The organism is Comamonas sp. MYb21 (assembly GCF_037479395.1).
Classification (GTDB): domain Bacteria; phylum Pseudomonadota; class Gammaproteobacteria; order Burkholderiales; family Burkholderiaceae_C; genus Comamonas.
The window spans coordinates 250,358-271,685 of sequence record NZ_JBBGZC010000007.1 but is presented as its reverse complement, the minus strand read 5'-3'; the positions used below and the strand labels follow the sequence as shown (position 1 = coordinate 271,685).

The following is a 21,328-nucleotide window of genomic DNA, read 5'->3' as shown; positions in this document are numbered from 1 at the left end:
GGCACAAATGCCCTGCCAGGGCGCCATGTCCCATGTCGCCTGAGAGGGGCGGCGGTGAACTCTAGGGCAAGCCCTGATCGGGCCTGCAGGCAGCGCTACCTAGCATGTGGAGATGATGGAGACCTCTTCCTGCAAGCGGGCAGACCAGCGCAGTGTGGGGCCGGGCTGGGCGGGCTATTGGCGACCGGCGGCCTGGCTCTGGGGCATCCTGGCGGGCACGGCGCTGCAGCTGCAGCAGGCCAGCCTGGCGCCTGTCTGGCAGTACGCGGCATTGGCGCTCTTGGGGGCCGTGGCCAGCCTGCTGCTGAGCCGCTGGCGCGGGCCGCTGCCGTGGCCGGATCGCGCGCTGTGCTGCCTGGCCGCCGCTGCGCTGGCCTTGGGCCTGGCGGGCATGCGTGCCGCCCATCAGGCGCAAACGCAGCTGCTGCCAGCGTTGGAAGGGCTGGACCTGCAGGTCGAGGGCGTCATTGTCGCCATGCCTTTGCCGATCACCGGCGGCCAGCGTTTTCGGCTCAAGACCGGGCAGGCCTGGCGGGGCGGACAAGGCGGGCAGGAGGGGGCGCCGGCGCCGGTGGCGGTGCCGCCGCTGATCGACCTGTCGTGGTACCGCGCCGACCACCGGGCTTTTTCGGCTGCGGCGCCCGAGCCGTCTGCATCGGCAGAGGCTGATCTTCCGCTGCTGCAGGCGGGGCAGCGCTGGCGGCTGCCGCTGCGTTTGCGTGCCCCCCATGGCAGCCTCAATCCGCATGGTTTCGACTACGAGATGTGGATGTGGGAGCAGGGCGTGCAGGCCACGGGCTATGTGCGCCACGGCCAGGCCCAGGGGCCGCAGCTGCTGGCCTCCGGCCAAGGCCATGTGGTGCAGCGCTGGCGGCAGGCGGTGCGCGATGCCATGGTGCAGCGCCTTGCCCCGCCGGGCCAGGCGCAAGCGGCGGAGCAGGCGCGCATTGCCGGCGTGCTGGTGGCGCTGGTGACCGGGGAGCAGCGTGCCATAGAGCGCGAGGACTGGCGTGTGTTCCGCACCACCGGCGTGGCCCATCTGATGGCGATATCGGGCCTGCATATCACCTTGTTTGCCTGGGTGGCGGCGGCGCTGATCCGCATGGGCTGGCGGCGCAGCCCGGCGCTGTGCCTGTGGCTGCCGGCACCCCATGTCGCCCTGTGGGGCGGGGTGCTGTGCGCGGGGCTCTATGCGCTGTTCAGCGGTTGGGGCATTCCGGCGCAGCGCACGGTGCTGATGCTGGTGGTGGTGGCCGTGCTCGCATCGAGCGGCCGGCAATGGCCCTGGCATATGCGCTGGCTGCTGGCCTGTGTCTGTGTGGTGCTGGCCCAGCCCATGGCCTTGCTGCAGGCGGGGTTCTGGCTGAGCTTTCTGGCAGTCGGTATCTTGTTTGCATCCGACCGAGGGGGGGGGAGCCGCAGCGCTGCGCTGCCCGAGCAAGGCAGGGCGCAGCGCGGCCTGCGCGGCGCCTGCGCTGCCGCCGCCAAGCTGCTGCGCGAGCAGTGGGTGGTGACCCTGGCGATCACGCCCTTGTCCCTGCTGCTGTTTGGCCAGGTGTCGCTGGTCGGCTTTGTGGCCAATCTGCTGGCCATCCCCTGGGTGACCTGGGTGGTCACGCCGCTGGCCTTGCTGGGCGCCGTGCTGCCGCCATTGTGGACGGCAGCGGCCTGGGCGCTGCAGCCCTTGATGGCGGCGCTGCAGTGGCTGGCCAGTTGGCCCCATGCGGCGCTGTGGCTGGCGGCAGCGCCGGGCTGGGCGGCGTTCGTTGCCGTGCTGGGTGGCATCTGGCTGGTGCTGCCCTGGCCTTGGCGCTTGCGGCTGCTGGGTCTGCCTTGCCTGCTGCCCGCCTTGTTCTGGCAGCCGCTGCGGCCACCCCATGGCCAGTTTGCGCTCTGGGCGCTGGATGTGGGCCAGGGCCAGGCGGTGGTGGTGCAGACGGCCAGGCACAGCCTGCTGTATGACGCGGGCCCGCTGTACGGGTCTGGCAGCAATGCCGGCGACCGGGTGGTGGTGCCGGCGATGCGGGCGATGGGCGTGCGCGGGCTGGACAGCGGCCGGCTCGATCTGCTGGTGCTCAGCCACGCCCATGTGGACCATACGGGCGGTGCCCAGGCGGTGGTGGAGCAGCTCCAGCCGGTGGGCATGCTGGGCTCGCTGCTGCCCCATGAGCGCCAGCGCCTGGGCATTGCCGAAGCGCCCTGGCAAGATTGTGCTGCTGGCCAGGCCTGGACCTGGGATGGAGTGCATTTCAGCGTGTTGTTTCCGAGCGAGGCAGCGCTTGGCGAAGCCGAGGAAGAGGGGGCCATCCAGCGGCCAAGCTCGGGCAATGCCCACAGCTGCGTGCTGCGCATCGAGGCGGTGGCGCACGGCGGCCATGCCGCCAGCGCCTTGTTGCCCGGCGATATCGAGCGGGCCCAGGAGTGGGTGCTGGTGCAGCGCTATGCGGGCGCGCCGTCTGTGTTGCGGGCCGATCTGATGCTGGCCCCACACCACGGCAGCAACACCTCGTCCACGCGGCCGCTGCTGGAGGCGGTGCGCCCGCGCTGGGTGGTGGCACAAACGGGCTACCGCAACCGCTTCAGGCACCCGGCTGCGCGGGTACAGCAGCGTTACCAGGAGATGCAGATTGTGCTGCGCAACACGGTCCATTGCGGTGCAGCACACTGGCGCTCCGACCAGCCCCAGGCGCTGCTGTGCGAGCGGCAAAAGCGGCCGCGCTATTGGCGCCACCAGGCTGCCGAGCAGGGCCAGACAAGCGACATATTGGATATTAACAAAACAAATCAAGCACTAATTCTTGATGAAGGTTAGTACTTAGTTTTGGGTGGCGCGAAACTTGCTAAGCTGCTGGTGCCAGAAAGGATTTTGCGATGCAAAAGTTCGATGAGATGTACCAGGGCCTGCCTTATGCAGCAGGTGCCGAAAGAGCGCACTACCAAAGCTATGCCAAATGGCTGCAGCTGCAGCCCTTCGAGAAGATGCAAGCCTTGCGCGAGGAGGCCGAGCTGATATTCCGCCGCGTAGGGATCACCTTTGCGGTCTATGGCGAAAAGGACGAAGACGGCTCGGGCACCGAGCGCCTGATTCCCTTTGATCTGATCCCGCGCATCATCCCCTCGCAGGAGTGGGCCCAGATGCAAAAGGGCCTGGTGCAGCGCGTGGCAGCCCTGAACCGCTTTATCCACGATGTCTACCACGACCAGGAAATTCTGAAGGCCGGCATCATTCCGCGCGACCTGGTGCTGGACAACAGCCAGTACCGGCCCGAGATGCGGGGCGTGCATGTGCCGCTGGACACCTATGCGCATATCGCCGGCATCGACATCGTGCGCGCAGCCGAGGTGGACGGCAGCGGCACCTACTATGTGCTCGAAGACAACCTGCGCGTGCCCTCGGGCGTGTCGTACATGCTGGAAAACCGCCGCATGATGATGCGCCTCTTTCCCAGCCTGTTCAGCAGCCATGCGGTGGCGCCGGTGGCGCATTACCCGGATATGCTGCTCGACACCTTGCGTGCCAGTGCGCCCAACCAGGCGGCCAACAACCCCACGGTGGTGGTGCTGACGCCGGGCATGTACAACAGCGCCTACTTTGAGCATGCCTTCCTCGCCCAGCAGATGGGCGTGGAGCTGGTTGAAGGCCAGGACCTGCTGGTGCGCGATGATGTGGTCTACATGCGCACCACGCAGGGCCTGCAGCGGGTGGATGTGATCTACCGCCGGGTCGATGACGACTTTCTTGACCCCACTGTTTTCCGCCCCAGCTCCACCCTGGGTTGCGCCGGCCTGATGCGCGCCTACCGCAAGGGCAATGTGGCCATCTGCAATGCGGTGGGCACGGGCGTGGCCGATGACAAATCGGTCTACCCCTATGTGCCGGCGATGATCCGCTTCTACCTGGGCGAAGAGGCCATCCTGAAGAACGTGCCGACCTGGATGTGCCGCAAGCCCGATGACCTGGCCTATGTGCTGGACCACCTCGATGAGCTGGTGGTCAAGGAGGTGCATGGCGCTGGCGGCTACGGCATGCTGATCGGCCCGGCCTCCACACGCGCCGAGATCGAGGCCTTCCGCGCGGTGCTCAAGGCCAAGCCCAATGGCTATATCGCCCAGCCGACCTTGAGCCTCTCGAGCAGCCCCACCTATGTGGAAAGCGGCATCGCGCCGCGCCACATCGATCTGCGCCCCTTTGTGCTGAGCGGCAAGGAAGTGCAAATGGTGCCCGGGGGCCTCACGCGCGTGGCGCTCAAGGATGGATCGCTGGTAGTCAACTCCTCGCAAGGCGGAGGTACCAAGGACACCTGGGTGCTGCGCGGCCCGGAGGACGATTACAGCGAATGGGATGGCATGCAGCAGTGAGCCCCGGAGGTTCCTGATTGAAAGCCATCCATCTGCCTAGCGAAAGAATGTCACTATGTTGAGCCGAACCGCCGATCACCTCTACTGGATGTCCCGCTACACCGAGCGGGCAGAGAACACAGCCCGCATGCTCAATGTGAGCTACGAGACCTCCATGCTGCCGCAGTCCGCGACCGCCGCGACCAAGGCCTGGCAAAGCGTGCTGTCCATCAGCGAGCTGCTGCCTGCCTACTACGAGCGCCATGACGAGATCACCCTCGATGGGGTGTTGCACTTCATGGTGCGCGACGAGACCAACACCTCATCGATCTACAGCTGCCTGCTGGCTGCGCGCGAGAACGCGCGCGCCGTGCGTGGCGCCTTGACCACCGAGGCCTGGGAGACGCAGAACCTGACCTGGCTCGATATGAACCGGCTTTTCAAGGCCAAGAAGTTCGAGACCGACCCGGCCAAGTTCTTCGAGTGGGTCAAGCACCGCTCGCACCTCTCGCGCGGTGTGGTCTCGGGCACGATGCTGCAAGACGATGCCTTTTTGTTCTTGCGCCTGGGCACCTTCATCGAGCGGGCCGACAACACGGCCCGCCTCCTGGATGTGCGCTTCCATGCTGTCAAGAACGACTACCACGGCTCCTACCAGCCGGGCAAGGGCAGCCAGCCCTCGGACTTCTACCACTGGAGCGCGATCTTGCGCAGCGTATCGGCCTTCGAGGTCTACCGCAAGGTCTACCGCAATGTGATCACGCCCGAGCGCGTGGCCGAGATGCTGATCCTGCGGCGCGACATGCCGCGCTCCCTGCATGCCAGCATGTACGAGGTGGTGCAGATCCTGCAGGCCGTTGCCAATGACCACTCGGCTGAAACCCAGCGCCAGGCCGGCCTGCTCTTGGCCGAGCTGCAGTACGGGCGCATCGATGAGCTGCTGGCCACCGGCCTGCATGCCTTTTTGGTGCGCTTTTTGGAGCGCGTGCATGCGCTGGGCGGCCGCATTGGCCAGGATTTTCTGGCGACCACGGAGCCGGTGGCTGCCTGATTCGCGACCAGCCAGAAAGGCAAAAGGCTGCGGTGTTTATCGCAGCCTTTTTTTGCGTCCATGTCGCGGGCATTCAGCTGCCCGCGACCAGAGCTGACTCTTGGCGATCAGTAGCGGTAGGTCGCGGTCAGCAGAAAGTTGCGGCGCTCGCCGTAGAAGCAGTCGCCGCGTGAGAGGCACTGCGTGATCACGACCTTGTCGGTCAGGTTGTTGGCATGGAAGGCCAGGCGCCAGTCGCCGCTGTCATAGGCCACCATCGCATCGGTCAGCAGCGAGGAGGGCGTGTCGATGGCGCTGGTGCCCGACCACTGCGAGCCGGTGTAGCGCATGCCCGCACCCACGCTCCAGCCGCCGCGCCCCTGGCTGGCAAAGCGGTGTGTCAGCCAGCTCGATGCCATGTGGCGCGAGACGGCGGCCACGCGCTGGCCCTGGTCGCCCGCATTGCTGCGGCTGATCTTGGCGTCGGTATAGGCATAGGCGACGGTCCAGTCCCAGCGCTTGGCCAGACTGGCGGTCATCTCGGCTTCAAAGCCCTGGGTCTTGACCTCGCCCAGCTGCAGGCTGTTGAGCGGGTTGGCCGGGTCATTGGTCTTGCGGTTTTGCTCGCGCAGGCTGTAGACGGCGGCATAGCCGGAGATGCCCCGGCCCTCGGGAATCCACTTCACACCGGCTTCGACCTGCTTGCCGCGCTGGGGCTTGTAGGGCGTGCCGTAAAAGTCCACGCCGCCCAGCGGCTGGAAGGACTCGGTGTAGCTGATGTAAGGCGCCCAGCCGCCGCCGGCCTGGTAGGTCAGACCGACGCGCTTGGTCCAGGCCGAATCGTCGGCAGCGGCTGCGGGCCGCCCTTCGGTCTCGGTCTTGGCATGGTCGCGGCGCAGGCCGGCCGTGGCGCTCCAGTCGCCCCAGCGCACCTGGTCCTGCAAGTAAAAGCCCAGCTGGCGCTGCGACACGTTGGGCGCCTGCACCAATTGTGAGGCCGTGGGCGGCGTGAACGAGCCATAGACGGGGTTGTAGACATCGAGCGGCGTGCCCAGCGCGCGCCAGCTCGCCTGGCTGGTGGTGTTGCGCTGCCAGTCCATGCCAGCGAGCACCGTGTGCTGCACTTCGCCGGTCTGCAGCTTGCCTTCGAGCTGGGTATCGACCAGCAGCATGCGGCCGCCATTGACCTGCCAGACAGCATCGCGCTGCACGGTGCGGCCATCGGCATCGAACACCGGCCGGGCAGGGCGGCCAGCAGCTGCGTTGGCGGCAAAGCTGGTGTAGAGCGTGCGGTAGTCCACCTCGCTGGTGGTGCGGCGCAGGTTCTGGCGCAGGGTCCAGCTGTCGTTCAGCTGGTGGCTGAACAGATAGCCAAAGGACTTGTTCTCGGAGTCGTACTTGTCAAAGTTCGGCTCGCTGATGAAGGTGTTGGTCGGAATCTGGCCATAGGGGCTGGGTAGGCGCGTGCCCTGCCAGGGGAAGAACTGGGTGATCGAGCCGCTCTTGTCCTTGTGGTACATGGCCTGCAAGGTCAGCGAGGTGCCGGCAAAGGGCTTGAAGGTGAGCGAGGGCGCAATGACCAGGCGGTCGTCCTTGACATGGTCGACCTGGGTGTTGCTGTCACGGCCCACTGCCACCAGGCGGTAGAGCCAGCGGCCGTCTTCGTCGATGGGGCCGGTGATGTCGCTGGCAATCTGCTTGCGGCTGTGGCTGCCCAGCTGAACCTGCAGCTCGCGCTGGGGCTGGTCCACCGGGCGTTTGCTGGTCAGGTTGAGCACGCCGCCCACACTGCCCTGGCCGTAGAGCACCGACGAGGGGCCGCGCAGAAACTCGACCCGCTCCAAGGTATAGGGCTCGACCTTGATGTTGTTGTAGGTGCCATAGATGCGCAGCAGGCCATCCTGGTACTGGCTGACATCGCCGCCGCGCGCCTTGAAGCTGTCGACCCGGTTGTCGAAATAGCTGGAGTTGATGCCCGCTGCATAGCGTGTGGTCTCGCGCAGGGTCGTCACGCCCTGGGCTTCAAACTGGTCGCGCGTCACCACGCTGATCGCTTGTGGCGTCTCGATCAGCGGCGTGTCGGTCTTGGTGGCCGAGATGGCGCGTTTGGCGACAAAACCTTTGACCGGGCCGGTGGCCGTCTCGGCTTGGCTCTCGCCCTGCACGGTGATGGGGGCGAGTGTGGTTTCTGCCGGCGCAACAGTTACCGATTGCGTGCTTTGTGCCAATGCGTTGCCACCCCAGCAGGCCAGGGCAGCCCACAAGGCCGTGTGCAAAGCGGAGTGCAGCGCACGCGGCGCGGCTGCGGGGATCAGGGTGTCAGACATGGTGGTCGGGTGTTGAACGCGGAAAAACGGCGCGCTGAAAGGTGCAGCGCTTGAGCATTACCGGGCCTGACCACTGCCATGCAGGGGGCTGCGCTGTGGATGCAGGTGCTGGCATCCGAGCGCCCAGCTGCGGCCTGTGGACCGCAAGGCGAAGGGATAGTCGTGCACGCAGCATGGCAGTGAGGGCGGACCCGGTGCGCTGGCTGACATCGGTAAACAAACGATGCTGGCGTGCGAAGAAAGATGAAGGCGCAGTGTAATAGAAGTCGCGAATGATTATTGTTTAACCATCAATGCAAGCAGGTTTGTGCGACAGATACAACAAAAAAGGACCCGAAGGTCCTTTTTGCGTGGTGTTGCTGGAGGCGCAGCTTATTCGACCTCGCCCATGATGGACTGCAGGTAGTTCTGGATGCCGACCTTGTCGATCAGGTCCAGCTGGGTCTCGAGAAAATCGATGTGCTCTTCGGTGTCGTCCAGGATCTTTTGCAGCAAGTCGCGCGAGACATAGTCACGCACGCTTTCGCAGTGGGCAATGCCGTCCTTGATGGTGGCTTGCGCGGCTTGCTCCAGACGCAGGTCACAGGCCAGCGCTTCTGGCACGTCTTCACCGATCTGCAGCTTGCCCAGGTCCTGCAGGTTGGGCAGGCCGTCGAGCATGAAGATGCGGTCCATCAGCCAGTCGGCATGCTTCATCTCGCCAATGGATTCCTCGTATTCCTTCTTGGCCAGCTTGTCCAGACCCCAGTGCTTGTACATGCGGTAATGCAGAAAGTACTGGTTGATGGCGGTGAGTTCGTTTTTCAGCTGCGCTTGCAGAAAACCGATGGCCTTGGGATCGCCTTTCATGGTGGGCTCCTTCTCTTGTGTGAATGACGGGTATTGGGGCTATTGTCCTTGCGAAAGGTCAAGCAACCAAACCGAGCAGCGCTTATCCCCCGTGCTTTTGCTCTGGCTGCGTGTAAGGCTGAGTCGTGTTCTCATTTGACGCAGCCCGCAGCTTGCTTGCATGATGCGGCTTGCTGCAGCGCAACTGCGCTGTCATGGCGCTGTGCTAAGTTGCAGTGAGCAAGGCGCGCTTAGCGGTGCAGGCTTGCAAAACAGGCCGCTGCCCGCATATAGCCATCTGCCTTGGGTCAGGATTTAAATAATAGTTTGTTTAAATTGAAATGATTATATTAATTGAATTGATCAATTAGTAAGATCTTTTTATACTGACTCCTGTCAATCGTTTTTACTCAACAGAAGGAAACCACCATGTCCGTACTCAACAGCAAGATCAAGCCTTTCGCGACGCAAGCATTCAAGGATGGCAAGTTCATCGAAGTGACCGAAAAAGACGTCCTGGGCAAGTGGGCTGTGTTCTTCTTCTACCCTGCGGACTTCACCTTCGTGTGCCCCACCGAACTGGGCGACGTGGCTGACCACTACGCTGAACTGCAAAAGCTGGGCGTGGAAGTCTATTCCGTCTCGACCGACACCCATTTCGTGCACAAGGCATGGCACGACACCTCGGACACCATCGCCAAGATCAAGTACACGATGCTGGGTGACCCAACCTGGCAAATCAGCCAGAACTTTGACTGCCTGCGCGAAGGCCAAGGCCTGGCAGACCGTGCCACCTTCATCGTCGATCCAGAAGGCGTGATCCAGGCCATGGAAATCACCGCTGAAGGCGTCGGCCGCAATGCAGAAGACCTGCTGCGCAAGATCAAGGCGGCCCAGTACGTGGCTTCGCACCCCGGTGAAGTCTGCCCAGCCAAGTGGCAAGAAGGCGAAAAGACCCTGGCTCCTTCGCTGGACCTGGTCGGCAAGATCTAAGCCTAAGCCTTTACTTACTGCTGCAATTCCAACGTAGTAGACGCCCGGGTGCCTGGCGCCCGGGCTTTGTTTTTTTGAAAAGTGCTGCATCGCCCCCTGGCGGGGCACGAGAAGTTTGAAGGAAGTCCCATGCTCGACAACACCATGAAAGCCCAACTGAAAGCCTACCTGGAGCGCTTGACCAAGCCCGTCGAGCTGGTGGCGACCCTGGATGACGGTGACAAGTCGAAGGAAGTGCGCCAGCTGCTGGCCGATATCAAAGAACTGAACGACAAGATCACGGTGGTCGAAGACAATGCGGCCGATGTGCGCAAGCCGTCTTTCCTGATCACCAACCCGGGCACCGATGTCGGCGTGCGTTTCGCCGGTGTGCCGCTGGGCCATGAATTCACCTCGCTGGTGCTGGCGCTGCTGCAAGTGGGCGGCCACCCCTCCAAGGAGTCCGCCGAGCTGCTCGAGCAGGTCAAGAACATCGACACGCCGCTGCACTTCGAGACCTTCTACTCGCTGTCCTGCCACAACTGCCCGGACGTCGTGCAGGCGCTGAACCTGATGTCCGTGCTCAACCCCAAGATCACGCACACCGCGATCGATGGAGGCCTGTTCCAGAAGGAAGTGCAAGAGCGCGAAATCATGGGTGTGCCCACCGTGTTCGTCAACGGCCAGCGTTTTGGCCAGGGCCGCATGGAGCTCGCCGAGATCGTTGCCAAGGTCGATACCGGCGCTGCAGCCCGCGAAGCGCAAAAGATTTCGGGCAAGGACGCCTTTGATGTGCTGATCGTCGGCGGTGGCCCCGCAGGCGCGGCCGCAGCAATCTATGCGGCGCGCAAGGGCATCCGCACCGGCATTGCGGCCGAACGCCTGGGTGGCCAGGTGCTCGACACCGTGGATATCGAGAACTTCATCTCCGTGAGCAAGACCGATGGCCCCAAGTTTGCGGCCGCGATGGAGAGCCATATCCGCGACTACGAGGTCGACATCATGAACCTGCAGACCGCCAAGGCCCTGACGCCCGCAGCGCAGGAGGGTGGCCTGATCGAGATCGAGACCGAATCGGGTGCCAAGCTCAAGGCCCGCACGGTGATCCTGTCGACCGGCGCGCGCTGGCGCAACATGAATGTGCCCGGTGAGGATACCTACCGCACCAAGGGCGTGACCTACTGCCCGCACTGCGACGGCCCGCTCTTCAAGGGCAAGCCCGTCGCGGTGATCGGTGGTGGCAACTCGGGTGTCGAGGCGGCCATTGACCTGGCTGGCGTGGTCAAGCATGTGACCTTGCTGGAGTTTGCCGCCGAGCTGAAGGCCGATGCCGTGCTGCAGCGCAAGCTGCGCAGCCTGCCCAATGTGACGGTCATCCTGAATGCGCAGACCACCGAAGTGAACGGTGACGGCAAGAAGGTGACGGGCCTGACCTACAAGGACCGCACGAACGATGAGACCAAGACCGTGGCGCTCGAAGGCATCTTTGTGCAGATCGGCTTGCTGCCCAACACCGGCTGGCTCAAGGGCACCGTGCAGCTGACCCCGTTTGGCGAGATCGAGATCGACGCCAAGGGCCACACCAACCTGCCCGGCGTGTTTGCCGCTGGTGACTGCACCAATGTGCCCTACAAGCAGATCGTCATCGCCGCAGGTGCCGGTGCGACTGCTGCGCTGAGCGCGTTTGACCACCTGATCCGCACCACGGCTCCGGCTGCCTGATCTGCCGGATCAGCGCTGAAATAACAATGCCCCGAAACCGCAAGGTTCGGGGCATTGCTACATCTGGACCGACTTGGGTAGCTGAGCCAGCTGAACGACGGTTAGCTGGCTGGCGGCAACTTACCCCTGTTTGCCGATCAGCAGGTACTCCATCAAGGCCTTTTGCACATGCATGCGGTTCTCGGCCTCGTCCCAGACGACGGACTGTGGGCCGTCGATGACCTCGGCCTGCACCTCTTCGCCGCGGTGGGCGGGCAGGCAGTGCATGAAGAGGGCGTCCTTCTTGGCCACGGCCATCATGTCGAGGTCCACGCACCAGTCGGCAAAGGCCTTCTTGCGCTTTTCGTTTTCCTCTTCATAGCCCATGCTGGTCCAGACATCGGTGGTGACCAGATCCGCGCCCTTGCAGGCCTCGTGCGGATCGCTGAACAGCTGGTAGCAGCCCTTGTCGTAGGCGCGGCCGCTGAAGGCCAGTTGCTCGTCGATGCCGTAGCCGCTGGGCGTGCTGACATGGACCTTGAAGCCCAGCAGGTTGGCCGCCTGCAGCCAGGTGTTGGCCATGTTGTTGCCGTCACCCACCCAGGCCACCGTCTTGCCCTGGATCGAGCCGCGGTGCTCGATGAAGGTGAAGATGTCAGCGAGGATCTGGCAGGGGTGGAACTCGTTGGTCAGGCCATTGATGACCGGCACGCGTGAGTGCGACGCAAAGCGCTCGATCTTGTCCTGGCCGAAGGTGCGGATCATCACCAGATCGGTCATGCGGCTGATCACGCGCGCGCTGTCCTCGATGGGCTCGGCGCGGCCCAGCTGGCTGTCGCCGGTGGTCAGGTGCACCACCGAGCCGCCCAACTGGTACATGCCGGCTTCAAAGCTCACACGGGTGCGGGTGCTGGCCTTCTCGAAGATCATCGCCAAGGTGCGGTCAGCCAGGGTGTGGTGGGTCACATAGCCCTTGAACTTCTGCTTGATCAGCGCCGCGCGCTTGAGCAGGTATTCGTATTCGTCAGCCGTGAAGTCCTGGAATTGCAGATAGTGTTTCATTGCGTTCTTTTCTGGCCTTATTGGCCCGCCAGGAAGGATTTGACCAGCGGCACGAGCTTGGCGACGATCTCATCGGCCTCGGCTTCGGTCAGGATCAGCGGTGGCACGATGCGGATCACGGTGTCGGCGGTGACGCTGAACAGCAGGCCGGCTTCTTGCACGCCGCGTGTGATCAGCTCGCCGCAAGGCTTGTTCAGCTCCACGCCGATCATCAGGCCCTGGCCGCGCACTTCAACAAAGCCGGGCGTGCCCGCCAGCGCCTGGTTCAGCGCGGCCTGCAGGTAGTCACCCACCTTGGTGGCATTGGCCAGCAGGCCTTCTTCTTCCATGATGGCAATGGTTTCCACACCGGCACGCATGGCCAGCGGGTTGCCGCCAAAGGTGGTGCCATGGTTGCCCGGTTGCAGCACCTTGGCAGCCTTGGGGCCGGCGACGACCGCACCCACCGGTACGCCCGAGCCCAGGCCCTTGGCCAGCGACATCACATCGGGCACGATGCCGGCCCACTGGTGGGCAAACCACTTGCCGGTGCGGCCCATGCCAGCCTGGATTTCGTCGACGATGAACAGCCAGTCCTTGGCGTCGCAGAGCTCACGCACCTGCTTCATGAAGTCGGCGCGCATCGGGTGCAGGCCGCCTTCGCCCTGGATGGGCTCCATCATCACGCCGACGATATTGGGGTTGCCTTCGGTCGCTTCCTGCAGCGCGACGAAGTCATTGGCCGGCACGCGCAGAAAGCCGTCGAGCAGCGGGCCAAAGCCATTGCGCACCTTGGGGTTGGCGGTGGCGCTCATAGTGGCGATCGAGCGGCCATGGAAGGCATGGTCGAACACGACGATCACCGGCTTTTCGATGCCCTTGTCCACGCCGTACTTGCGCGCGATCTTGATCGATGCCTCGTTCGCTTCCAGGCCGGTGGAGCAGAAGAAGACATTGGTCATCTTCGAGCGCTCGACGAGCAGGGCCGCCAGCTTTTCCTGGCCGGGCACATAATAGTAGTTGCTGGTATGGATCAGCTTGGTCATCTGGTCGTGCAGCGCAGCGACCAGCTTGGCGTGGTTGTGGCCCAGCGTGTTGACGGCGATACCGCCCAGCGCATCGAGGTATTCCTTGCCGTTGACATCCCAGACACGCACGCCCTGGCCTCGCTCCAGTGCGACCGGCACGCGGCCATAGGTAGTCATCACATGGGGCTCAGAAGGCTTGACGGTGTCTTGCATGGAAATCTCCGGAAAAAAGAAACAGAATCAAAAAATCCGCCATGGCCCAGGCCCCTATGGCATGGCACCAGCGGAAGTCCCATTCTAGGGGCTGCGTAGCGACAGACTAGTGAAGAATGCGCATCACAGAATCGCAGTGGAGCCAGAGTGCCGGCGAGGCCCAATCCTCGCAAGCTAGACTACGCAGCGCCAAGGCCTGGGCATATCCGCTGCGGCGGCCCTGGCCTGCTGCGCAAAGTTATGCACTTCTTGCATTTGATGATGTTTTGAACTTATGCCTTGCGCGTGCGTATCTCTTATATAAGAGTTAAAATACGGGTTTGGCCTGAGGCAGTGATCCTGTGCTCAGGCGTCTATCAGAGGCTTCCATCCCATGGTTTCTCCCACATCTCAAGAAGTTTTCATTCTGGGCCTGACCCAGAATGGCAAGACCTTTCGCCCCAGTGACTGGGCGGAGCGTCTGGCGGGGGTGATGAGCCAGTTTCGTCCCGGCGGCATGCGCCGTGGTGGCCATCTGGGCTATTCGCCCTGGTGCGTTCCCACGACGATGAACGGCGCCAAATGCGTAATCGTCAAGCGGGAGTTGCAGGTGCACGAGCCGATGGCTTGGGACTTTGTGATGAACTTTGCGCGCGACAATGGCCTGCAGACCACCGATGCCTGCCTGATTCCGGAGGCGCCAGGCAACCCTGGCGGCCCCGCCAGTCCGGCTGGCAGCACCGGCAACACCACCACCAAGGCCTGAGTTTTCAGGCCTTTTTTGCGAGCCGGTATTTGGCATGTCTTGGTGCGGTGCGGGTGCCGGCGGTGCATCGGCTGCCCCATGGCCTAGATGCATGGGCGCCTAGCCTGCTGGGCTGGACTTGGCTGCCTGCAGGTTGGCCCTTCTCACCCGGCACTGCAAAGAAACGGCCCACACAACGAAAAAAGCCGTCTTGCGACGGCTTTTTAGTTCACTGAGAGCGCACCCGTTACAAACGGCGGGCAGGGGATCCTGCCCGTGCGATTGCCTAATGGGCTTAGGCGGCCAGTGCCAGGGCCTTGACCTTGGCAGCAATGCGGCTCTTATCGCGAGCAGCCTTGTTCTTGTGGAAGATGCCCTTGTCGGCAATCGTGTCCAGCACGGATTGCGCCTTGGCAAACAGTTCGGTGGCCTTGGTCTTGTCGCCAGCGGCAACAGCCTTTTCCACGTTCTTGATAGCGGTACGGTACTTGGAACGCAGCGAGGTGTTGGCGGCGTTCAGCTTGATGGTTTGGCGGGCGCGCTTACGGCCGGATGCCAAACGGGGGTTCTTTTTGACTGGCTTAGATGCCATGATGAGTGTCCTTTGAGTCTGCGGATGTTTTCAGTGAATCGGGCATTATAGCCGCTGTTTACTCAGAAATCCAGATAACCGGCAATTTCCCGCCAGCGGCGCGGCTACACTGCCCGGGTGTCACTGTTCAAAGCTGCCTCCACCGTCTCCCTGTTTACGCTGCTCTCGCGTATCACAGGGCTTGCCCGCGATCTGCTGATGGCCACCATGTTTGGTGCCAGCGCACTGACCGACGCGTTCAACGTTGCCTTTCGCATTCCCAACCTGTTCAGGCGCCTGTTTGCAGAAGGGGCCTTCAGCCAGGCCTTTGTGCCGGTGCTGGCCACCACCTTGACCAAGGAAGGCGAGGAGCGCACACGTGACTTGGTGCACAGCGTGGCCACGGTGCTGTTCTGGATTCTGGCGCTGACCTGCGTGCTGGGCGTGGTCGCGGCGCCCGCGCTGGTCTGGCTGCTGGCCAGTGGCCTGCGCCAGAACCCGCACAGCTATGACGCAGCGGTGCTGATGACGCGCTGGATGTTCCCGTATATCGGCTTCATGTCGCTGGTGGCGCTGGCTGCGGGCGTGCTCAATACCTGGAAGCGCTTTATCGTGCCGGCCTTCACGCCGGTGCTGCTCAATGTCAGCATGATTGTGGCGGCCCTGGCGCTGACCCCCTGGATGCGCAGCCATGGCCTGGAGCCCATCTATGGCATGGCTGTTGGTGTGATGGCCGGCGGCGTGCTGCAGCTGGTGGTGCAGTTTCCCGCGCTGCGCCGCATCGGCATGCTGCCGCGTATCTCCTGCCGGCCCTCGGTCATCAAGCAGGCCTGGGCCGATGCCGGTGTGCGCCGCATCCTGTCGCTGATGGCGCCCGCCCTGCTGGGCGTGGGCGTGGCCCAGATCTCGCTGATGATCAATACCCAGATTGCCTCCTACCTGGCACCGGGCAGCGTGACCTGGCTGTTCTATGCCGACCGCCTGATGGAGTTCCCCACCGCCTTGCTGGGCGTGGCGCTGGGCGTGGTGCTGACGCCGCAGCTGTCGTCGGCCAAGGCGGCCGGTGATGATGAGCGCTATGGCGCCATGCTCGACTGGGGCCTGCGCATTGTGGTGTTGCTGGCCGCCCCTTGTGCGGCGGGCCTGCTGCTGTTTGCCAAGCCCTTGGTAGCGGTGCTGTTCCACTACGGCGCGCTCAAGGGCTCGGATGTGGGCCAGATTGCGCTGGCGCTGCAAGGCTATGGCGTGGGCCTGCTGGCCATGGTCGCCATCAAGGTGCTGGCGCCGGGCTTCTATGCCAGCCAGGACATCCGTACGCCGGTGAAGATTGCCATCTGTGTGCTGGTGCTGACGCAGCTGTTGAACCTGGTGCTGGTGCCCACGATGGCCCATACCGGTCTGGCCTTGTCGATCGGCCTGGGTGCGGTCATCAATGCGCTGTGGCTGCTGGTGGGCTTGATCCGGCGCGGCAGCTTCAAGCCCAAGCCGGGCTGGTGGATCTTTCTGGCCCGGGTATCGCTGGCCGTTGCGCTGCTGGGCATCTTTCTGGCCTGGGGCGCGCAGATGACCGATTGGGTCGCGCTGGGCGCGCACCGCCTGGAGCGCGTGGGTCTGCTGGCGCTGTGGATGGCGGGGGCGGCGCTGCTGTATTTTGGTGTGCTGGCCTTGTCCGGCATGAAGCTGCGCGCAATGTTGCGCCGCTGACAGAATAGTTCCCTCTATTAGGGAATATGCGGTTTTTGCGTGATTTCCATCGCGCAGACCCTGCAGGCCAGCCCATCTGGTGGTATACATGGCGTCATGGCACTGGCAGCGCCCCAAGGTGCCAGCGATGTATGCGAAGGCGCTGCAGTTGGGATGTGTATGGACTTCCGCTTTTCTATCCCCACACCGTTGGAGCATTTTGAATCGCTGGTCAGCAGTGACGATGGTTTTCCGCTGCTCGAAGCCGCCGCTGCCGTGGCCTGCATCGAGTACCCGCAGCTGGACACCCAGCAGGTCCTGAACGAGGTCGACCAGCTGCTGGGCCAGCTGATGGAGAGCCGCGATGCCAGCAGCCGCAGTGCGCTGACGCGGCTCAAGGCGCTCAACCACCGTTTTTATGCCGAGTGGGGTTTCCAGGGCAACCCCAATGACTTCTATGCGCTCGACAACAGCTGCCTCAATGCCGTGCTGCACCGCCGGCGCGGCATTCCCGTGTCGCTGGCGGTCATCTGGCTGGAGCTGGCCACGGCTTTGCAGCTGCCCGCGCATGGCATCTGCTTTCCCGGCCATTTTCTGCTCAAGGTGAGCGTGGCAGAGGGGCAGATCGTGCTCGATCCGCTGTCGGGCCAGTCGTTTTCCAGCAATATGCTCGCCGAGATGCTCGAGCCCATGCAAAAGGCGTTTCACCGCGTCGATGAAGACGATGTGCCGCTGGGCCTGTACCTGCAGGCCGCAACGCCACGCGACATCATTGCGCGCATGCTCTCCAACCTCAAGGAGGTCTACCGCAGCGACAAGAACTGGGGCAAGCTCATTGAGGTGCAAAACCGGCTGCTGGTGCTGCTGCCCAGCGAATGGTCGGAGCTGCGCGACCGGGGCCTGGCTTATGCAGAGCTGGGCGTGCACGACCGGGCCCGGGAAGATCTGCAAACCTACCTCAACCAGACCGGCAATCCAGAGGATGCGGCCACTATTCGTGCGGCTTTGTTAGATTTGCAACGAATGTAACGTTTGACGTTGTTTTGACATTTTCTTGTCATTCTGTCGTCACACAACTTCGGCAAGATAGCGGCACTAGGGATGCGCCACTATGAAAGATCGATTAGGAATTTCACCAGAAGACGTCATGCACAAGATTGCGCGTGATGTGATGGATGACTATGACGAGTCTCTGGAGCTCGAGATGGAGGACGGCATGCTGGGCGCGCCGTTCGCCGCAGGGATGACGGAGCACGACTACCAGTACTTCCGCGAGCTCTTGAGGCTGCAGGGTGAACTGGTCAAGCTGCAGGACTGGGTGCAGCACACCGGCCAGAAGGTGGTGGTGCTGTTCGAGGGGCGCGATGCCGCAGGCAAGGGCGGTGTGATCAAGCGCATCACCCAGCGCCTCAACCCCCGCGTGGTGCGCGTGGCCGCCTTGCCGGCCCCCAACGACCGCGAGCGCACGCAGTGGTACTTCCAGCGCTATGTGGCACACCTGCCCGCCGCTGGCGAGATCGTGCTGTTTGACCGCAGCTGGTACAACCGCGCTGGTGTCGAAAAGGTCATGGGCTTTTGCACCAATGACCAGTACGAAGAGTTCTTCCGCACCGTGCCCGAGTTTGAGAAGATGCTCGTGCGCTCGGGGATCTTGCTGGTCAAGTACTGGTTCTCGATCAGTGATGAAGAGCAGCACCTGCGCTTCCTGGGCCGTATCCATGATCCCCTCAAGCAGTGGAAGCTCTCGCCGATGGACCTGCAAAGCCGCGTCCGCTGGGAGGAATACACCAAGGCCAAGGAAGTGATGCTGGAGCGCACCCACATTCCTGAGGCGCCCTGGTGGCTGGTGCATGCCGATGACAAGAAAAAGGCACGCCTCAACTGCATTGCACACTTTCTGGCCCAGGTGCCCTACACCGATGTGGACCATGAGAATGTCGTGCTGCCCGACCGGATCCGCCATCCGGACTACAGCCGCCTGCCTGTGCCCGCTTCCATGTATGTTCCGGAAGTCTATTAATTAAGATTTCGGATCATTCAATACAAAGAGCCTCGGTTTCATCACTGAGGTTTTTTTACGCCTGTGTTGTGCCGATACTGGCAGAGTGCCCATCGGTCATCGACGGCGTGGCCGTGGGAAAGCCGGCCGATCTGGGTGCTGATCAGCTGGGGCTGGAAGGCGCCTGCAGGCAGCGAAGCCGTGTTGAGGAGATGCGGTAGTCCAGCAGCATCTCTTGCGCGTTGGGGGTTTGGAGATGCTGGGCGTGGTGCTTGCAGCGAAGAGAGCGGGGGAGATGGGCATCTGCACCCCGCCTCAAGGTGCAGTGCCAAAAAGGCGGGGTTAGATCAGCCGCGCTGCAAACAGCTCTTTTTTCAGATAGGCGTAAAAGAGCGGCGCCGCCACGAGCCCTGCGGGGCCAAAAATAGCTTCCGCCACAAACATCACCGACAGCAACTCCCAGACGCCCATATGTGTCTTGGCGCCAACGACCTTGGCATTGATCAGGTACTCGGCCTTGTGGATCAGCACCAGGAAGGCCAGACAGGCGACGGCGGTCAGTGGCGAGACCGACAGGCCCACGGTGGTGATGACGGCATTGCAGACGAGGTTGCCGACAATGGGGATCAGTCCGCCAAAAAAGGTCAGCATGATGAGCGCGCCGCTATAGGGCAGGCGCATATTGATCAGCGGCAGAATGCCCAGCAGGAAGATGGCGGTCAGCACCGTGTTGAACAGAGCGATCCAGAACTGGGCTGCGACAATCTGGCGGAAGGCATCGCCAAAGCGCTGCACGCGCAGCTGCAGCTGGTAGGCCAGGGGAGCGTGGGAATGGCGGCTGTGGCGCACGGCGGCCAACGCGCCAATCAAGAGGCCGACAAACACATAGAGCAGGCCGGTGAGCCAGAGCCGGCCCATATTGGCAATGGCGCCCGCCTTGGTGCCCAGGTATTCGGCAGCCCGCTGCTGCAGGTCTTGCGCGCCATCGGGCAGCACATTGGCCAGCTCGGGCGGCAGCTTGCTGCGCAGGTCCAGCAAGGTCTTGGCCATCGAGACCAGCATCTCGCGGTACTGCTGAGGCGCGTTGAGCAGATAGCCCTGGGAATGGATCAGTCCCAGCGTGACCAGCACCACCGGCACCACCAGCACGATGGTGACGGACAGGTATTCCATCCACAGCGGTGGGGGCGTGTTCAGCGAGGTGGGCAGGCGGCTCAGCTCACGGATCTTGTGTACCAGAAACAAGGTGAAGGTGTAGCCGGCGCAGGCGGCCAAGAGGCCCACCAGCAGGCCATTGAGCATGATCAGCAGCAAGGCCGCAGCCATCAGCACATAGGAGGCCACCCTGACACCCCAATGCGCAGGAGGCGGCCGCCAAACATGCGGCAGGTCCGCAGCGCCGCTGGCCGGCTGGCCGGGTGCGGGGCTGTTGGACGGGGGCTTTGCGGAATCCGGTTGCATGGTTGGCCATCCATCTGAGCGAGTCGGAAGGCCAGGATCTGGCCCTTGCTGCGCGCAGGGCAGACGGCTTGGTGCGCCTGCCCTGCCGGGGAAGCTTAGCGCACCGTGACCGCAGCCTCAGCGCCACGGGGGGCGATGCTGCCAATCGTCCACACTTGTTCACCAAGGGCGGAGAAGGCGTCCTTGACGGCCTGTTCGCTCTCTGCGGGAACCACCACCACCATGCCGATGCCGTTGTTGAAGGTGCGGTTCATCTCGATGTCATCGATGCCAGCGGTCTTTTGCAGCCAGGCAAACAGCTCGGTCTGGGGCCAGCTGCCCTTGACCAGTTGCGCGCCCAGGCCTTCGGGCAGCACGCGGGGAATGTTCTCCAGCAGGCCGCCGCCGGTGATGTGGGCCAGCGCCTTGATGGGCTGCGAGGCCAGCACCTTCAGCACGTTGAGCACGTAGAGACGCGTGGGCTCCATGATGGCGTTCTTGAAGGGCTTGCCATCCAGCGTCTCGGGCAGGCCGCCTTGGCTTTGTGCGCGCTCGATGCACTTGCGCACCAGCGAGAAGCCGTTGGAATGCACGCCATGCGAGGCCAGGCCCAGCACCACGTCGCCGGCTTGCACATTCTGGCCGGTCAGGATCTTGCTTTTCTCGACCGCGCCAACTGCAAAACCGGCCAGGTCGTATTCGCCGTCCGGGTACATGCCGGGCATCTCGGCGGTTTCACCACCGATCAGTGCGCAGCCCGACAGCTCGCAGCCCTTGGCGATACCGCCCACCACGGCCGCTGCCGTGTCCACATCGAGCTTGCCGCAGGCAAAGTAGTCGAGGAAGAACAGGGGCTCGGCGCCTTGCACCAGCACGTCGTTGACGCTCATGGCCACCAGGTCGATGCCCACGGTGTCATGCATATTCCACTCAAAGGCCAGGCGCAGCTTGGTGCCCACGCCGTCGGTGCCCGAAACCAGCACCGGCTCCTTGTAGCGCTTGGGCACTTCAAACAGCGCGCCAAAACCACCGATACCCGCCATCACGCCTTCGCGCATGGTTTTCTTGGCCAGGGGCTTGATGCGCTCGACCAGCGCGTCGCCTGCGTCAATATCAACGCCGGCGTCTTTGTACGAAAGGGGGGTGGAGGAATTGGAAGAGCTCATGAGGGACTACAAAGGCAATAAAGCTGACAAGCTGACCCAACGGGGGCCAGAAACGCCGATTTTATGCCGCAAGCCATACCCGAGGGGGCAGAATGCCCGTCCGGTGTGCACTGTTACCGCATGAGCGCGCATCGGCCGCCTGCTTTGTGGCCGATTTCATGCATAAATGGGGCAGAGGGGCCTTTTGTGTCACACCAGCGTGACTACCGACTAAAATCAACGGGTTTGCATGCAGGGCCCTGGCCACTGCATGACCGAGCAGGGGCG

General features: G+C 63.1%; 16 protein-coding genes. 9 read left to right on the top strand and 7 right to left on the bottom strand.

Annotation, left to right across the window (positions count from 1 at the left end; all coding sequences use genetic code 11):
* The first annotated feature begins 112 nt into the window (after positions 1-112).
* The 3 genes from WH367_RS12570 to WH367_RS12560 are packed head-to-tail and all read left to right on the top strand — an operon-like array spanning position 113 to position 5,389.
* Positions 113-2,812, top strand: coding sequence for a DNA internalization-related competence protein ComEC/Rec2 (locus tag WH367_RS12570; protein WP_339536389.1), 2,700 nt, complete (start codon positions 113-115; stop codon positions 2,810-2,812).
* Positions 2,813-2,871: 59 nt separating this feature from the next.
* The gene (locus tag WH367_RS12565) at positions 2,872-4,359 is read left to right on the top strand and encodes a circularly permuted type 2 ATP-grasp protein (RefSeq protein ID WP_021025530.1); all 1,488 of its coding nucleotides are present in this window, start codon (positions 2,872-2,874) and stop codon (positions 4,357-4,359) included.
* Positions 4,360-4,414: 55 nt separating this feature from the next.
* Positions 4,415-5,389, top strand: a complete 975-nt coding sequence (locus tag WH367_RS12560; RefSeq protein ID WP_021025531.1) for an alpha-E domain-containing protein — start codon at positions 4,415-4,417, stop codon at positions 5,387-5,389.
* A gap of 107 nt (positions 5,390-5,496) precedes the next feature.
* Here WH367_RS12560 and WH367_RS12555 read toward each other — a convergent pair whose 3' ends face one another.
* Together WH367_RS12555 and bfr are read right to left on the bottom strand one after the other, a co-directional pair.
* Positions 5,497-7,695, bottom strand: coding sequence for a TonB-dependent siderophore receptor (locus WH367_RS12555; protein WP_339536387.1), 2,199 nt, complete (start codon positions 7,693-7,695; stop codon positions 5,497-5,499).
* A gap of 372 nt (positions 7,696-8,067) precedes the next feature.
* Positions 8,068-8,544, bottom strand: coding sequence for a bacterioferritin (gene bfr / locus WH367_RS12550; RefSeq protein ID WP_116927314.1), 477 nt, complete (start codon positions 8,542-8,544; stop codon positions 8,068-8,070).
* 408 nt (positions 8,545-8,952) lie between these two features.
* Between bfr and ahpC the strand changes: the two genes are divergently transcribed.
* Together ahpC and ahpF are read left to right on the top strand one after the other, a co-directional pair.
* Positions 8,953-9,516 (top strand): alkyl hydroperoxide reductase subunit C, encoded by a 564-nt coding sequence (ahpC, locus tag WH367_RS12545; protein WP_339536385.1) that lies wholly within the window; start codon positions 8,953-8,955, stop codon positions 9,514-9,516.
* Between the two features lie 129 nt (positions 9,517-9,645).
* Positions 9,646-11,217, top strand: a complete 1,572-nt coding sequence (gene ahpF, locus WH367_RS12540; RefSeq protein WP_339520829.1) for an alkyl hydroperoxide reductase subunit F — start codon at positions 9,646-9,648, stop codon at positions 11,215-11,217.
* Positions 11,218-11,337: 120 nt separating this feature from the next.
* On the opposite strand, the gene argF is transcribed toward ahpF, so the two are convergent.
* Both argF and WH367_RS12530 read right to left on the bottom strand, forming a co-directional pair.
* Positions 11,338-12,258 carry an ornithine carbamoyltransferase gene (gene argF, locus WH367_RS12535; RefSeq protein WP_339520827.1) on the bottom strand — a complete coding sequence of 307 codons (921 nt, stop codon included), beginning with the start codon at positions 12,256-12,258 and terminating at the stop codon, positions 11,338-11,340.
* Positions 12,259-12,275: 17 nt separating this feature from the next.
* Positions 12,276-13,478, bottom strand: coding sequence for an aspartate aminotransferase family protein (locus tag WH367_RS12530; protein WP_021025537.1), 1,203 nt, complete (start codon positions 13,476-13,478; stop codon positions 12,276-12,278).
* A gap of 373 nt (positions 13,479-13,851) precedes the next feature.
* Here WH367_RS12530 and WH367_RS12525 point away from each other — a divergent pair, with 373 nt between their 5' ends.
* Entirely contained in the window at positions 13,852-14,223 is a 372-nt protein-coding gene (locus tag WH367_RS12525; protein ID WP_021025538.1) for a DUF3579 domain-containing protein, read from the top strand.
* Positions 14,224-14,497: 274 nt separating this feature from the next.
* Here the strand turns inward: WH367_RS12525 and rpsT are convergent, their stop codons facing one another.
* Positions 14,498-14,794 (bottom strand): 30S ribosomal protein S20, encoded by a 297-nt coding sequence (rpsT, locus tag WH367_RS12520; protein WP_021025539.1) that lies wholly within the window; start codon positions 14,792-14,794, stop codon positions 14,498-14,500.
* Positions 14,795-14,911: 117 nt separating this feature from the next.
* On the opposite strand from rpsT, the gene murJ reads away from it, so the two are divergent.
* From murJ to ppk2, 3 genes are all read left to right on the top strand, one after another.
* On the top strand, positions 14,912-16,477 hold the full coding sequence (gene murJ / locus WH367_RS12515; RefSeq protein ID WP_339536383.1) for a murein biosynthesis integral membrane protein MurJ: 1,566 nt from the start codon (positions 14,912-14,914) through the stop codon (positions 16,475-16,477).
* A gap of 159 nt (positions 16,478-16,636) precedes the next feature.
* On the top strand, positions 16,637-17,485 hold the full coding sequence (locus WH367_RS12510) for a SirB1 family protein (RefSeq protein ID WP_339536381.1): 849 nt from the start codon (positions 16,637-16,639) through the stop codon (positions 17,483-17,485).
* A 118-nt stretch (positions 17,486-17,603) separates the two neighbouring features.
* Positions 17,604-18,476, top strand: a complete 873-nt coding sequence (ppk2, locus tag WH367_RS12505; RefSeq protein WP_239644888.1) for a polyphosphate kinase 2 — start codon at positions 17,604-17,606, stop codon at positions 18,474-18,476.
* 321 nt (positions 18,477-18,797) lie between these two features.
* Here ppk2 and WH367_RS12500 read toward each other — a convergent pair whose 3' ends face one another.
* Both WH367_RS12500 and purM read right to left on the bottom strand, forming a co-directional pair.
* The gene (locus WH367_RS12500) at positions 18,798-19,916 is read right to left on the bottom strand and encodes an AI-2E family transporter (RefSeq protein ID WP_084635696.1); all 1,119 of its coding nucleotides are present in this window, start codon (positions 19,914-19,916) and stop codon (positions 18,798-18,800) included.
* A gap of 95 nt (positions 19,917-20,011) precedes the next feature.
* On the bottom strand, positions 20,012-21,061 hold the full coding sequence (gene purM, locus WH367_RS12495; protein ID WP_339536379.1) for a phosphoribosylformylglycinamidine cyclo-ligase: 1,050 nt from the start codon (positions 21,059-21,061) through the stop codon (positions 20,012-20,014).
* Positions 21,062-21,328: the final 267 nt, after the last annotated feature.

What these genes read in the sequence shown, in the direction of transcription:
- WH367_RS12570 (WP_339536389.1), top strand. Translation starts at nt 113, where the DNA reads ATGATGGAGACCTCTTCCTGCAAGCGGGCAGACCAGCGCAGTGTGGGG.
- WH367_RS12565 (WP_021025530.1), top strand. Translation starts at nt 2,872, where the DNA reads ATGCAAAAGTTCGATGAGATGTACCAGGGCCTGCCTTATGCAGCAGGT.
- WH367_RS12560 (WP_021025531.1), top strand. Translation starts at nt 4,415, where the DNA reads ATGTTGAGCCGAACCGCCGATCACCTCTACTGGATGTCCCGCTACACC.
- WH367_RS12555 (WP_339536387.1), bottom strand. Translation starts at nt 7,695, where the DNA reads ATGTCTGACACCCTGATCCCCGCAGCCGCGCCGCGTGCGCTGCACTCC.
- bfr (WP_116927314.1), bottom strand. Translation starts at nt 8,544, where the DNA reads ATGAAAGGCGATCCCAAGGCCATCGGTTTTCTGCAAGCGCAGCTGAAA.
- ahpC (WP_339536385.1), top strand. Translation starts at nt 8,953, where the DNA reads ATGTCCGTACTCAACAGCAAGATCAAGCCTTTCGCGACGCAAGCATTC.
- ahpF (WP_339520829.1), top strand. Translation starts at nt 9,646, where the DNA reads ATGCTCGACAACACCATGAAAGCCCAACTGAAAGCCTACCTGGAGCGC.
- argF (WP_339520827.1), bottom strand. Translation starts at nt 12,258, where the DNA reads ATGAAACACTATCTGCAATTCCAGGACTTCACGGCTGACGAATACGAA.
- WH367_RS12530 (WP_021025537.1), bottom strand. Translation starts at nt 13,478, where the DNA reads ATGCAAGACACCGTCAAGCCTTCTGAGCCCCATGTGATGACTACCTAT.
- WH367_RS12525 (WP_021025538.1), top strand. Translation starts at nt 13,852, where the DNA reads ATGGTTTCTCCCACATCTCAAGAAGTTTTCATTCTGGGCCTGACCCAG.
- rpsT (WP_021025539.1), bottom strand. Translation starts at nt 14,794, where the DNA reads ATGGCATCTAAGCCAGTCAAAAAGAACCCCCGTTTGGCATCCGGCCGT.
- WH367_RS12510 (WP_339536381.1), top strand. Translation starts at nt 16,637, where the DNA reads ATGGACTTCCGCTTTTCTATCCCCACACCGTTGGAGCATTTTGAATCG.
- ppk2 (WP_239644888.1), top strand. Translation starts at nt 17,604, where the DNA reads ATGCACAAGATTGCGCGTGATGTGATGGATGACTATGACGAGTCTCTG.
- WH367_RS12500 (WP_084635696.1), bottom strand. Translation starts at nt 19,916, where the DNA reads ATGCAACCGGATTCCGCAAAGCCCCCGTCCAACAGCCCCGCACCCGGC.
- purM (WP_339536379.1), bottom strand. Translation starts at nt 21,061, where the DNA reads ATGAGCTCTTCCAATTCCTCCACCCCCCTTTCGTACAAAGACGCCGGC.